The sequence below is a fragment of the Rhodanobacter sp. UC4438_H5 genome, from assembly GCF_052978405.1.
On record NZ_CM129672.1, the window covers coordinates 1982278 to 1995191 of the forward strand.

General features: G+C 68.7%; 15 protein-coding genes and 1 tRNA gene. 7 read left to right on the forward strand and 9 right to left on the reverse strand.

Annotated features, from left to right (window positions below; all coding sequences use genetic code 11):
* Positions 1 to 7 precede the first annotated feature (7 nt).
* From ACVCL9_RS09455 to ACVCL9_RS09495, 9 genes are all read right to left on the reverse strand, one after another.
* Positions 8 to 1111 (reverse strand): flagellar basal body P-ring protein FlgI, encoded by a 1104-nt coding sequence (locus ACVCL9_RS09455; protein WP_447098324.1) that lies wholly within the window; start codon positions 1109 to 1111, stop codon positions 8 to 10.
* A 131-nt stretch (positions 1112 to 1242) separates the two neighbouring features.
* The gene (gene flgH / locus ACVCL9_RS09460; RefSeq protein WP_447098323.1) at positions 1243 to 1923 is read right to left on the reverse strand and encodes a flagellar basal body L-ring protein FlgH; all 681 of its coding nucleotides are present in this window, start codon (positions 1921 to 1923) and stop codon (positions 1243 to 1245) included.
* 11 nt (positions 1924 to 1934) lie between these two features.
* Positions 1935 to 2720, reverse strand: coding sequence for a flagellar basal-body rod protein FlgG (gene flgG / locus ACVCL9_RS09465; RefSeq protein WP_447098322.1), 786 nt, complete (start codon positions 2718 to 2720; stop codon positions 1935 to 1937).
* Between the two features lie 49 nt (positions 2721 to 2769).
* Entirely contained in the window at positions 2770 to 3510 is a 741-nt protein-coding gene (gene flgF, locus ACVCL9_RS09470; RefSeq protein WP_395119833.1) for a flagellar basal-body rod protein FlgF, read from the reverse strand.
* A gap of 92 nt (positions 3511 to 3602) precedes the next feature.
* Positions 3603 to 4826: a flagellar hook protein FlgE gene (gene flgE / locus ACVCL9_RS09475; protein WP_395119834.1), complete on the reverse strand. Its 1224-nt coding sequence runs from the start codon at positions 4824 to 4826 to the stop codon at positions 3603 to 3605.
* 38 nt (positions 4827 to 4864) lie between these two features.
* Positions 4865 to 5509 carry a flagellar hook assembly protein FlgD gene (locus ACVCL9_RS09480; RefSeq protein WP_447098321.1) on the reverse strand — a complete coding sequence of 215 codons (645 nt, stop codon included), beginning with the start codon at positions 5507 to 5509 and terminating at the stop codon, positions 4865 to 4867.
* 46 nt (positions 5510 to 5555) lie between these two features.
* Positions 5556 to 5978 carry a flagellar basal body rod protein FlgC gene (gene flgC, locus ACVCL9_RS09485; protein ID WP_447098320.1) on the reverse strand — a complete coding sequence of 141 codons (423 nt, stop codon included), beginning with the start codon at positions 5976 to 5978 and terminating at the stop codon, positions 5556 to 5558.
* The gene (gene flgB / locus ACVCL9_RS09490) at positions 5978 to 6379 is read right to left on the reverse strand and encodes a flagellar basal body rod protein FlgB (RefSeq protein ID WP_447098319.1); all 402 of its coding nucleotides are present in this window, start codon (positions 6377 to 6379) and stop codon (positions 5978 to 5980) included. Before flgB ends, flgC begins: the two co-directional genes overlap by 1 nt.
* 168 nt (positions 6380 to 6547) lie before the next feature.
* Complete coding sequence (locus tag ACVCL9_RS09495; RefSeq protein ID WP_395119838.1) at positions 6548 to 7495, reverse strand: chemotaxis protein; 948 nt, start codon at positions 7493 to 7495, stop codon at positions 6548 to 6550.
* Between the two features lie 208 nt (positions 7496 to 7703).
* Here ACVCL9_RS09495 and ACVCL9_RS09500 point away from each other — a divergent pair, with 208 nt between their 5' ends.
* The 7 genes from ACVCL9_RS09500 to ACVCL9_RS09530 all read left to right on the forward strand — a co-directional run bounded on the left by ACVCL9_RS09500 (position 7704) and on the right by ACVCL9_RS09530 (position 12668).
* Positions 7704 to 9008 (forward strand): methyl-accepting chemotaxis protein, encoded by a 1305-nt coding sequence (locus ACVCL9_RS09500; protein ID WP_447098318.1) that lies wholly within the window; start codon positions 7704 to 7706, stop codon positions 9006 to 9008.
* Positions 9005 to 9709, forward strand: a complete 705-nt coding sequence (gene flgA, locus ACVCL9_RS09505; protein ID WP_447098317.1) for a flagellar basal body P-ring formation chaperone FlgA — start codon at positions 9005 to 9007, stop codon at positions 9707 to 9709. Before ACVCL9_RS09500 ends, flgA begins: the two co-directional genes overlap by 4 nt.
* A gap of 155 nt (positions 9710 to 9864) precedes the next feature.
* Complete coding sequence (flgM, locus tag ACVCL9_RS09510; protein ID WP_395119841.1) at positions 9865 to 10188, forward strand: flagellar biosynthesis anti-sigma factor FlgM; 324 nt, start codon at positions 9865 to 9867, stop codon at positions 10186 to 10188.
* Positions 10185 to 10631: a flagella synthesis protein FlgN gene (locus ACVCL9_RS09515; protein WP_447098316.1), complete on the forward strand. Its 447-nt coding sequence runs from the start codon at positions 10185 to 10187 to the stop codon at positions 10629 to 10631. The genes flgM and ACVCL9_RS09515 overlap by 4 nt, the downstream gene beginning before the upstream one ends.
* 103 nt (positions 10632 to 10734) lie before the next feature.
* The gene (locus tag ACVCL9_RS09520) at positions 10735 to 12030 is read left to right on the forward strand and encodes an EAL and HDOD domain-containing protein (protein ID WP_447098315.1); all 1296 of its coding nucleotides are present in this window, start codon (positions 10735 to 10737) and stop codon (positions 12028 to 12030) included.
* Between the two features lie 201 nt (positions 12031 to 12231).
* Positions 12232 to 12510, forward strand: coding sequence for an oxidative damage protection protein (locus tag ACVCL9_RS09525; RefSeq protein ID WP_447098314.1), 279 nt, complete (start codon positions 12232 to 12234; stop codon positions 12508 to 12510).
* A gap of 82 nt (positions 12511 to 12592) precedes the next feature.
* Positions 12593 to 12668 (forward strand) — tRNA-Phe (locus tag ACVCL9_RS09530).
* The last annotated feature ends 246 nt before the right edge of the window (positions 12669 to 12914 follow it).

Below are 12914 nucleotides of genomic sequence, written 5' to 3' on the forward strand. Positions count from 1 at the left end.
ACCTCGCTCAGATCACCACCAGGTCGGCATGCAGCGCGCCGGCCTGCTTCAGCGCCTGCAGGATCGAGATCAGGTCGCTGGGCGTGGCGCCGACCTGGTTCACCGCGCGCACGATGGCGTCCAGGCTCACGCCCGGGCCGAACTTGAACATGTGCGCGCCTTCCTCGCTGACCTGCACGCTGCTGGACGGCACGATCGCCGTCTGGCCCTGGCTGAAGGGTGCCGGCTGGCTGACCTGCGGCTGTTCGCCGATGGTCACCTGGATCGCGCCGTGCGCCACCGCCGCGGCGGTGACGCGCACGTCCGAGCCGATGACCACGGTGCCGGTGCGCGAGTTGACGATGATCCGCGCCGGCGCATCGCCCGGCTGCACGTCGAGATTCTGGATCGCGCCCAGCCAGGCCACCTTCTGCGCCGGGTCCTGCGGGCCGCGCACCGAGACGGTGCCGCCGTCCACCGGCTGCGCGGTGCCGGCGCCATACGCGTGGTTGATCGCGGTGGCGATGCGCGTGGCGGTGGTGAAATCCGCCGTGTTGAGGTTGAGCATCAGGTCGCCGCCGCCGGCGAACGAGGAGGCCACCACGCGTTCCACCGAGGCGCCGTTGGGGATGCGTCCGCTGGCGGAAATGTTCACCTGCACGCTGGAGCCGCTCTTGCCCTGCGCGCTGATGCCGCCGACCACCACGCTGCCCTGCGCCACCGCGTAGACGTTGCCGTCGGCGCCGCGCAACGGCGCCATCAGCAGCTGGCCGCCGCGGATGCTCTTGGCGTTGCCGATCGAGGCGACGGTGACGTCGATGGTCTGGCCCGGCTTGGCGAACGGCGGCAGGTCGGCCGTCACCATCACCGCCGCGGCGTTCTTCAGCTGCGGCCGCGCATTGGCCGGCACGGTGATGCCGAACTGCTGCAGCATGTTCTCCAGGCTCTGCGTGGTGAACGGCGCCTGCGTGGTCTGGTCGCCCGAGCCGTCCAGGCCCACCACCAGGCCGTAGCCGATCAGCTGGTTGCTGCGCACGCCGGCGACCTGCACCAGGTCGCGGATCTTGTCGGCGTGGACGGGGGCGACCAGTCCGAGCAAGAGCACCAGAGCGATCACCAACGAGCTCTTCACCTTTTGCGTGGCGACACCGGCGGGCAGTGCCCGCCCTACACGCTGCCCGTAGGGCGGGCACTGCCCGCCGCTTCCCGGCAGATGTGCCTCGCCAGGAGCGGAAGCGCACGACGCAATGTTCAACGCGGCCATCAGAACGGCATCCACTTGGAATTGAAGAAGCGCGACAGCCAGCCGCGCGTGTTCGCGTCGGCGAGGGTGCCGCGGCCGGTGTAGCTGATGCGGGCGTCGGCGACGCGGGTGGACGGCACCACGTTGTCCTGGCCGATGTCCTGCGGACGCACGATGCCGGCGATGCGCACCAGCTCCTGGCCCTGGTTGATGGTCAGCCACTTCTCGCCGCGCACGATCAGGTTGCCGTTGGACAGGCGCTGCGCCACGGTGACGGTGATCTGCCCGGTGAGCTGGTTGCTCTGGCTGCTCGAACCAGCGCCGTCGAAGCTGCGCTCGCCGTCCAGGCCGATGTCGGCGACCTTGCCGCCGATCGCCAGCGCATGCCCGAGCACGGTGGGCGAGGCGAGCTTGGCCTTGTCGGTCTTGCTGGTGGTGGTGGTGGCCTTCTTGCTGGCCTGGGTGCTCTCCACCAGCGCGACGGTGAGGATGTCGCCCACGCGATGCGCGCGCGGATCGGCGAACAGCTCCATGTTCTGCTGGTCGTGGTAGATCGAGCCGTCGGCGGGCGCGGCAGCCATCTGCGGCGCGGGCGGCAGGGTCGGCGCCCACTGGGCGTCGTCGCGGGCACCCGGGCCGCTGGCGCAGCCGGCCAGCAGGGCCAGCGCGCACAGGGCAAGGGGAAAACGGCAGGCAAGCATCACGTCGCGCCTCAGGTCTTGTTGGTGAGGAACTGCAGCATCGAGTCGGCGGCGGACACCGCCTTGGAGTTCATCTCGTAGGTGCGCTGGGTCTCGATCATGTTGACCATCTGCTCCACCACGTTGACGTTGGAGGACTCCAGTGCGCCCTGCGCCAGCGTGCCCAAGCCGTTCAGGCCGGGCTGGCCGATCTGCGGGGAACCGCTGGAGGCGGTCTCGAGATAGAGGTTGTCCCCGTTCGGCTGCAGGCCGGCGGGGTTGATGAAATCGGCCAGTTGCACGGTGCCGATCTGCTGGGTGGCGGCCTGGCCGGGCAGGCTCACGCTGACCGTGCCGTCGCTGCCGATGGTGATGCTCTGCGCATTGGCCGGCACGCTCAGCGCCGGGTCCAGTGCGTAACCGTTGGCGGTGACGATCTGCCCGTTCTGGTCCATGTGCAGCGAACCGTCACGGGTGTAGGCGATGCTGCCGTCGGGCATCGTCACCTGCAGGAAACCGCGGCCCTGGATCGCCAGGTCCAGCGAGTTGCCGGTCTGCTCGATGTTGCCCTGGGTGAAAAGCTTCTCGCTGCCGACCACGCGCACGCCGGTACCCAGCATCAGGCCGGACGGCGCCTGGGTCTGCTCGGTGGTCTGCCCGCCGGGCTGACGCAGGTTCTGGTAGACCAGGTCCTGGAACGCGGCGCGCGCGCTCTTGTAGCCGGTGGTGTTGGCATTGGCGAGGTTGTTCGAGATGACGTCCATGCGCGTCTGCTGCGCATCGAGGCCGGTCTTGGCTACCCACAAGGATGAAAACATGTCGTTGGACTCCGTCTGGACGTCTGGATGTCTGTTTGGGCGAGGCCGGTCAGGTCATCTGCAGCAGGCGCGAAGCAGCCTGCGCGTTCTCGTCGGCGCTCTTGATCGAGCGGATCTGCAGCTCGTACTGGCGCGACAGCTGGATCATCTGCACCAGCGTCTGCGAAGGGTCGACGTTGCTCGACTCCAGCACGCCGGATTTCAGCGCCACCGCCGGGTCCGCCTGCGCGGTAGTGCCGTCGGCGAGGTGCATCAGGCCGTCGCTGCCCAGCGCGAGCTGGTCGACCGGCGGGTTGACCAGCTTGATCCGGCCCACCGCGGCGATGGTTTCCGGCGACTGGCCCATCGGCACCACCGACACGGTGCCGTCGGCGCCGATGTTCATCTGGCTGCTCTGCGGCACGCTGATCGGACCGCCCTCGCCCAGCACCAGGTTGCCGCGCGCGTCGGTGAGCAGGCCGTCCGGCGTCAGCCGCAGTTCGCCGGCGCGGGTGTAGCCCTCGCTGCCGTCGGCGCCCTGCACCGCGATCCAGCCGGTGCCCTGCACGGCGACGTCCAGCGTGCGACCGGTCTCGATCTGGCCGCCCTCGCGCAGATCCACGCCCAGCCCGTGCGCCACGCCGTTGACCCGCGTGGCCAGCCCCGGCCCCTGGATCACCAGCGGCTGGAACGCCGACAGCTGCGCCTTGAAGCCGACCGTGTCGGCATTGGCCAGGTTGTGCGCCACCTCGGACTGCGCCCGCATCATCTGCGTGGCGCCGGTCATGGCTACGTAAAGCGATCTGTCCATGTGGATTCCCGGGTGTGGTCAGTAGAGAACGAGGAGCAGGCAAGGTGCGGTGATCCGCTCTTCCGATTCCCCATTCCCTATTCCCCATTCCCTCAATTGCGAATGTTGATGATGGTTTGGGTCAGCTGGTTGTCGGTGGAGATCACCTGCGCATTCGCCTGGTAGTTGCGCTGCGCCTTGATCATGTTGACCAGCTGCGCGGTGAGGTCGGCGGTGTTGGAGGCCTCCAGCGCGCCGGCCTGCACGCTGCCGAAGGTGCCGTTGCCGGCGGCGCCCATCACCGGCGTGCCGGAGTCGTACGAGGCCGCCCAGTTGGTGTTGTCGAGCTGGCGCAGGCCTTGTTCATTGCTGAACTGGGCGATCGCCAGCTGGCCCAGCGCGGTGCTCTGGCCGTTGGAATACTTCGCCTGCACCACGCCTTCGCGCGACACGTCGATGCTGGACAGGATGCCGGTGGGATAGCCGTCTTGGTTGATCGCGCTGGCGGCGTAGGCGTTGCCGAACTGGGTGGCCTTGGTCATGTCCAGGGTCAGCTGCATCGGGTCGGCACCCGGGCTCACCGCCGCGGCGGGGAACGCGAGCTGGCCGTTGGCAGGGGCAACCAGGCTGCCGTTGCTGCCGAAGGTCAGCGTCTGCGGCGTGCCGACCGCGGTGCCGTCGATGTAGAGGTTGGCGTTCCACACGTTGGCCGCCGCGTCCTTGACGAAATACACCACGCCGTTGTGGGTGGCGCCGAGCGAGTCGTAGGCGGTGAACGGCGTGGCCTGGTTGTAGCTGGACGGATCGTTCAGCGGGTCGAAGGCGGTGGCCGGTGGCGTGGCGTCGGAAGGCAGGTTCAAGGCCATCTGCACCGAGCTGGTGGCCTTGGCCGCGTTCTGCGCGGTGAACAGCTGCAGGTCGGTCATGGTGCTGGTGTCGAAGCCGCCGCCGGCCACCGGCGGGAACACCTGCAGGCGCTGGCCGTTGGCGTTCATCACGTAGCCGTTCTGGTCCTTCTGGAAGGCGCCGGCGCGGGTGTAGGAGTAGCCCTTGCCGTCGCGGATGGTGAAGAAGCCCTCGCCGCTCAGGGCGAAATCCAGGCTGTTGTTGGTGGTCTCCACGCTGCCGGCGGTGAACTGCTGCGCCACGTTGGTCAGCCGCACGCCGCTGCCGACCTGGCTGGAGCTCAAGTTGGGGCCGGCCGCGCTGAACAGCTCGGCGAACTGCGCGCGCGAGCCCTTGAAACCGGTGGTGCCGGTGTTGGCGATGTTGTTGGCCGTGACCTCGAGATCTTTCGAGGCGGCGTTCAGACCGCTCAGTGCAATGTTGAATGCCATCGGAGCATTTCCTCGTTCGGTTGCGACCCTTGAGGTCGTCAGTTGATCTGTGCGACCTGACTCAGCAGGACCCCGCCAAAACCATCCACGTCCAGATAGGTGCCGTCGGCGCCGGTCATGCCCACGCCGGTGACCTTGCCGCTGACGTAAGTCGCCACGGCGGTGTTGCCGGCCTGCGCGGCCAGCCCGTAGGTGCCCGGCGCCAGCGCCTCGCCGTTGTCGCCGATGCCGTCCCAGTGGAAGCGCACCAACCCGGCCGCGGGCTTGCCCAGGTCGATCGTGCGCAGCACGGTGCCGCTGGCGTCGGTGATCTTGACGAACACCTGGCCGCCGCCGTCGGGCACGTTGACCGCGCCGTCCATGCCGCCCGCGGCCAGCGTGCCGGCCTCGGCGGGCACCACCACATCGCGGCCGATCATCCCGCTCGCCTGCAGGATCTGGTTGCCCTGCAGCGACTTGCCGAGATCGTCGAACGAGGCCTGCAACGCCTGCGTCGCCGAGACCTGGCTGATCTGCGCGAGCTGGCTGACCATCTGCGATGAATCCATCGGCTTGGTCGGGTCCTGGTTGCGCATCTGCTGCACCAGCAGGCTCAGGAAGTCGGCCTGGCCCAGGGTTTTCTCCTTGCCCAGGCTGGCTGCCTTCGCCGCGCTGGCGGCATTGCCGATCGCCATGTCGCTCATGCGTGGTTCCTCGTGGCGGACTGAAGGTGATTCATGTGCAGGCGCCTCACTTGCCCAGGTCCAGGGTCTTCTGCAGCAGCTGGCGCGCCGAGTTCATCACCTCGACGTTGTTCTGGTAGGAGCGCGAAGCGGAAATCATGTTGACCAGCTCGTCGACCGGATTGACGTTGCTCGCATAGACGTAGCCGTCGGCATCGGCCAGCGGGTTGCCCGGTTCGTAGCGGCGGGGAATCGCCGCCTGGCTCTCGGTGACGCCGAGCACCTGCACGCCGTCGCCGGGCGCGTTCGGATCGCCGGCGCCCTGCTGGTTGCGGACAGTCGCGAACAGCGGCTCGCGCGAGCGGTAGGCCGCTTCGGGCGAACTGGCCACGCTGTCGGCATTGGCCAGGTTGCTGGCCACCGTGTTGAGGCGGGTCGATTGCGCGGCCATGCCGGAGCCGGCCACGCTGAAGATGGAGAACATCGACATCAGCCCTGGCCTCCGTTGATCGCCATCCGCAACATGCGGATCTGCGCGGTGATGAACGACAGGCTGGCCTGGTAATGCACGCCGTTGGCGGCGAACGCGGCCTGCTCCACCTGCGCATCGACGGTGTTGCCGTCCATGCCGGGCTGGGTCGGCACGCGGTAGGCGAGCGCCTCGGCGCTGCGCCCGGCGCCGGCGATCTGGCCCGGCGCGTCGGTTTCCAGCGTCACGCCGTTCGCCGCGTCGCTGGCCGTGGCCAGCACCTTGCGGAAATCCACGTCGCGCGCCAGGTATCCGGGCGTGTCGGCATTGGCCAGGTTGTTGGCCAGCACTTCGGTACGGCGCTGCCACAGGTCGAGCGCCCGGGTATGGATGCCGAACAGATTGGGGGTGGACGGGTTCATCGTTTCGCTCCGCATGCACTGCTGCACGGAAGCGAAAGGCAAATTGCATGCCACGGGCCGGGAAGCCTTGCGGCAGCTCGAATTCCGCGCATGTCGCGCGGCGCCGTCAGGCAGATGCCGCGGCGAAAGACGGTTTGTTGACGCGGCCCCGGCGCCGCGTGCCCGGCGTCAGCCGGTTGCCGCCTGCGGCGCGGCGACGGGTTCGGGCAGCAACTCCATCACCGCCTGCGCCAGCTGGTCGGGGTGGAACTTCGCCACGAAGCGGTCGGCCTTGACCTCCTTCACCATGCCCTCGTTGAACATGCCGCTGAGCGAGCTGTGCAACAGCACCTTGATCCGGCGCAGCGTCGGCGCCTCGCGGATCGCGCGGGTCAGCGCATAGCCGTCCAGTCGCGGCATCTCGATGTCCGATACCACCAGTTCGATCGCCTGCGCCGGGTCGCCCGCGGCCAGCTCCAGCAGCCGCTCCAGCGCCTCGCGCCCGTCCTTGGCCACCACGCAATCGGTGCCCAGTTGCTTGAACAGGTTGACCAGCCGCCGCCGCGCGATGCCCGAATCGTCCACCACCATCACCCGCCGCGACGCCAGCGAACGATGGCTGGCCTCGCGCTGCAGCCCCGCCGACAGCTCGGCCGGCGGTGCGTCGATGCTGGCCAGCACGTGCTCCACGTCGACCACCGCCAGCAGCGCGCCATCGACCCGGGTCACCGCGTTCACCCGCGAACCGAACCCCAGCGCACTGGCCGGCGCTGCCATCGCGTCGCCCGCGCAATGCACCATGCGCTGCAGGTCGGCCACCAGGAAACCCTGCACCGAGCGGTTGAACTCGGTCACCATCAGGTGCGCCGATTCCACCTCGCGCAGCGGCGCGTAACCCAGCGCGGCAGCCAGATCGATCACCGGAATGGTCTGCCCGCGGTAATCGCAGCTGCCCGCGATCAACTCGTGCACGCCGTGCAGGCGCTCCATCGGCGGTCGGCGCAGCACCTCGCGCACCTTGAACACGTTGATGCCGAACAACTGCTGGTCGCCCAGCCGGAACAACAGCATCGCCACCCGGTTGTGCCCGGCCAGCCGCGTGTGCTGCTCCACTTTCTCCAGCAATGTGCCGGCCATGCGGCCTCCCTCGGCAAGCGCGGCCGCCACGCGACCGTCTGCTGCGCTATCGGCCGGGCATGCCCCGCCTTTAGCCGGCAAAGCCCGCCCCCAGTGGTGGGGTGATCACATCGCCGCACCCACTGGCATGCGGATTGCTTGCTCAAGCTTCGACACCTGTGGCCGATGCAGCAGCCATTCCATTCCTTTGCGAGTCGATGCCAGCACCATGAGCTTTCTTCTCAAACAGCACATTGCCGCCCTGGTGAAAGCCGCCGCCCAGGGGGACGACGCCGAGCTCGCCGTGCTGCGACACCGCCACCCGCGCACCGCCGCGGTACTGGCGCCGCTGCTGGCGCGCGCCGCCAGTCGGCCGCCGTCGGCGGTGGCGCTGCAGACCATGGAACAGCAAGGCCTCGTGCTCGGCGCCGCACAACAACTGGCGCGCGAGCAGACCGCACTGGACCAGGCCGCCGCCGAAAGCCGCGCCAGCGTCGATCGCTTGACGGATGGCAGCGCCGGGATCTCGACGGCCCTGCAGCAGTTGGGCGCCGACCTGGAGCAGGCCAGCCACGCCGGCAGCGTCGGCGCCGACGGCGTCAGCGAGCTGGACGGCCAGCTGCGCCTGCTGCGCAGCGCGCTCAGCGCAATGAACCGCAACCAGAGCAAGCTGGCCGAACAGGTCGCGCAGATACGCAAGCTGACCGGCGCCGTGCAGGAGATCGCCCATCAGACCAACCTGGTGGCGCTGAACGCCGCCATCGAGGCGGCCCGCGCCGGCGAGGCCGGGCGCGGCTTCGCGGTGGTGGCCGACGAGGTCAAGCAGTTGGCCGAGAAAACCGCGCTGACCACCACTGAAATCGAGACCGTCACCGTCTCCATCGGCGATTTCTCGCTGCAGCTCGATGGCGACGTCAACCACGGCCTGCAGCAGCTCAAGCGCGCCCAGGTCGGCGTGAGCCAGTGCAGCAACCAGCTGGGCGAAGGCAGCGCCACCCTGCGTACCGCCAGCGAACGCATCCGCAAGCTGCAACAGGGTCACGACGCGCAACACGCGCGCGCCACCACCGCGCAGGCGGCACTGGGCGCTTCGCAGCGACGCAGCAGCGAGGCGCGGCGCCAATCCGAATCGCTCCATCGCGCTGCCCTGCTGGCGCATCGCCTGGGCCTGGACTGGCTGGAAGGCGAAAGCGGCAACGACCCGGCCAGCCTCAGCCTGACCGTGCGCGAAGCGGCCATGAACCTGCGCCAGGCGATGAGCCTGGCCCTGCTCGAACCGGCCGCGCTGGACCGGCGCTGGTTCGACACCCACGCCCTGGTCAGCGGCGTGCAGCGGCTCGCCCGGCTGCGTCGCGGCAGCGACAACGGCGCCGCGCTCGGCGATGCCGGCACCCAACTGGGCGAACAGGGCCAGCGCTTCATCACCTTGCTCGGCGCCGGGCAACTCGACCAGGCCGGCGCCGTGGCACGCGAACTCGAAGCGGGCCAGGACGCCCTGCTGGCCCAGCTCGACGCCCTGCTGGCCGACGCATGACCCTGCGCGCCGCCCTCGCCGCCGTCGGGTTGGTCGCGTTGCTGGGCAGCGCCACCGCGCATGCCGCTGCCACGCAGTCGCTCGACAGCGTGCGCGCGGCAGCCAAACAGGCGATGCAAGATCGTTACAGCCGACCCGGCAGCCGCGTCGTGGTCAGCACCGAGCCGTTGGACACGCGCCTGCAACTGGACGCATGCAGCGAGCCGCTGCGCGCGCTCGTTTCCGAACAGGCACAGCCGCGCTCGCGCATGACCGTGCCGGTGCAGTGCCCGCAGCCCGGCGGCTGGATCGTGCGCGTGCCGATCCAGTTGCAGGTGTTTCGCCAGGTGCTGGTAAGCAGCCGCGCGCTGCTGCGCGGCGACGGCATCGGCGCCGCCGACGTGCACGTCGAGGAACGCGACGTGACCCGCCTCGGCTACGGCTACCTGGACAACCTCGAGCAGATCGCCGGCCGCACGCTTTCGCGCGCACTGGCGCGCGGCAGCGTGCTCAGTCCCGGCAGCCTGGGCGGGCGGCGCATGGTGCGCGCGGGCGACCACGTGCAGGTGCTGGCGCAGCTCGAAGGCATCTCGGTGCGCGCCGAAGGCGTGGCGCTGGGCAGCGGCGACAACGGCGCCCGCCTGCGCGTGCGCAACGCGGCATCGGGGCGGGTGATCGACGCCATGGTCAGCGCGCCGGGCGTGGTGGTGGCCCTGCCATGAAACCGACACCCCTCATTCGAACCATGAAAATCAGTCACTTGCGCCACGGCGCGAGCGACGGTCGCGGCCCGGTCGATTTTTCGACGGGCTGCTAAAGTTTTCCGGACAGCGGCCGATTATCCAGTCACAGGGCACACTCCAGCGGGACGGGTTCCATGAACACGACGATTACCAACAACGGTTTGCCGAAGCTGCCGCAGGCCGGCAGCGGCACGGGCAGCGGCACCTCGGCCAATGCAGCCGCCGCGCCGGAGGCTTCGGTCGCGGCGCCACGCAACGCCGATCAGCTCAAGCTGACCGATTCGGCGCGGGCACTGCAGGAGGTCGCCCGGCTGGGCGACGCCTCGCCGATCGACGCCAAACGCGTCGAACAGGTGCGCCAGGCCATCGCCGACGGCAGCTACAAGATCGACGCCGGCAAGATCGCCGAACGCCTGCTGGCGATGGATCAGCAACTCGGCGGCACGGACAAGGCATGAGGCAGCCGCTGCAGCACGAACTGAACGATGCGCTCGCGTCCGTTCTGGACGAGATGCAGCAGCGTGCCGAGCAGTTGCAGACCACGCTGGAAGCCGAGCGTGCCGCGCTGGACATCGCCGACGCGGCAGCGCTGGACGCGGCGGGCAACCGCAAGCAGGCGCTGATGCAGCAACTGGAGCAACTCGACGCCGACCGTCGGCTGCTGCAGCGCCAGCAGCCGGTCAGCGACGCATCGCGCGAATCGCGCTGGGCGCAGATCCTGCAGGTGCTGCGCCACTGCCACGCGCTGAACCTGCGCAACGGCAGCCTGGTCAACCAGCGGCTGGCCCAGTTGCGCCAGGCGCTGGCCATCCTCACCGGCCACGCCGGCGAAGGCGAACTCTATGGCAGCGGCGGCGAACTGCACGGCAGCCTGCGCTCCAAATCGCTGGCCGCCGCATGAACGCGACATCCCACCCCTTCGCTGCCACCTGTCCCCGCAGGCGACACCCCCACTGACCACACGGCCGGCGCCGGCTGGCCCCGCACCGATGCGATGACCGACCATGAGCAATCTCCACGCCTCCCCCGTCGCCTCCCCGAAACACGCCAGCGCCACCGAACAGCCCCCCGCCTCGGCACTCGTTCCGCTGGCCACGCCGCTGCCGGTGCTGCGCACGCCGATGCTCGACCGCGAGCGCAACCTGTTCGCCTATGAAATCGTCTTCCACTGCGAGCCGGGTGACGAGCAGAACCTGCTGCGCAGCGTGCTCTCCACCATCACCGACGGCGCGCTGACCCGGCTGGTGCGCGGCAACCGCGCCTTCCTCAACCTGCCAGCCGAACTGCTGCCCGAAGACTCCGACGTGCTGCTGCACCAGCCGCGCCTTGGCGTGGTGCTGCAACCTTCGGTGGCCGACGACGCGGCGCTGATGAAGCGCCTGCAGCAGATGGCCGAACGCGGCTGCCAGCTGCTGCTGGAAGCCGGCGACATCGACCCGGAAAGCAGCCGCCAGCTGCAGGCGCTGCTGCAGATCGTGCAACTGGTGCGGCTGGACGCCAGCCGGCTGACGCCGGAGACGCTGAAGGAGCGCACCGAGTACCTGTTCGCCCGCGGCATCCGCGTGGTCATCGGCCAGGTCAACGACCACCCCACCTACGAGCGCTGCCTGGAGCTGCAGGTGCAGGCGATCCAGGGACGGTTCCTGCTGATCCCGCAGCCCGTCGCCGTGCCGGTGCTTACCGCCAACCGCATGAGCATCCTGCGGCTGATGGGCGCGCTGCAGGAAAAGAACCCCGGGCCGGTGGAACTGGGCAACATCATCCGCGACGACGCCGTGCTGAGCTACAAGCTGCTCAGCTGCGTGAACTCCGCCTATTTCGCCCTGCCGCGCCAGTTGAAGTCGGTGCAGCAGGCGGCGATCTTCTTCGGCGTCACGCGCATGCGCAACTGGATCGAGACGATGTCCCTGTGCGGCATGGACGACCACCCGCCCGAGCTGCTGCGCGCGGCGCTGATCCGTGCGCACATGTGCGAGAAATTCGCCGCCGGCAACTCGGCCATCTCGCCTGAAACCGCCTTCACCGTGGGCCTGTTCTCGCTGCTGGACACGCTGATGTGCGCACCGATGGATTTCCTGCTCAGCCACTTGCGGCTGGTGCCGGAAGTCAGCGACGCGCTGACCGACCGCAGCGGTCCCTACGGCACCCTGCTCAAGCAGATCATCGCCTGGGAAGCCGGCGAAATGACCAGCGGCATGGCCACGCCCCAGCGCATCATGAGCATGGCCTCGATCTACCTGGGCGCCACGCAGTGGGCCGACCAGGTGTTCGCCTCCGCCAACGGCAAGCAGGCCGCCTGACCGCACACCGGGCCACCGCCGGGGGTTTGTCACACACCCCCGCGCGACAAGCCCGCGCCCATCGCCGATAATGCGCACTCGTCGCGAATGCGCCGTGTCGGCCACTCCGCTTGCCGCAGATCAGCGACCCGACCCCGCGCGCATCGCACACTCCCCCGCCGTACCCGCGCGCTTTTCGCGCGGGCGCACAGGAATGAACCGATGAGCCGCACCATCCACTGCAGCAAGCTCCACGTCGACGCCGAAGGGCTCGACTTCGCACCCTGGCCCGGCCCCCTCGGCCAGCGCATCTATGCCGAGATCTCCAAGCCCGCGTGGCAGCAATGGCTGGCCCACCAGACCACCCTGATCAACGAATACCGGCTCAACCCGCTCGACGCGAAATCGCGCCAGTACCTGGGCGAGCAGATGGAGAAATTCCTCTTCGGCGGCGAGGTCGACCATGCCGCTGGCTTCACCCCGCCGCCTTCCGCGTCTTGACGATTCCGCACACTTTGGGTCTAATGCACGGCTCCACGCATCAACGGCAACCCACCCGGTTGTGCTTGATCGCCAGGTTCCCGGCCGGGTAGCTCAGTTGGTAGAGCAGGGGATTGAAAATCCCCGTGTCGGCGGTTCGATTCCGTCCCCGGCCACCATGTAAATCAACAACTTAGCCCACTTTGCCCAGTGGGCTTTTTTGTTTGTGGTCCCCCTGTCCCCCTCCCCGTTCCCCAGCTCGGATGAGTGTTCCCCAGCTCGACGGATCGCATTTGCAGGCATGGTCCCCAAACGAGGGAATCAGGCTGAGGACGGGTCTCGGGAGTGTCGCATCTCTGAACTTCTTAGCAGGGATACAGTGACTAATTGCGTCAAGCGCGTCCCCTGGAAATCCCCGTGTCGGC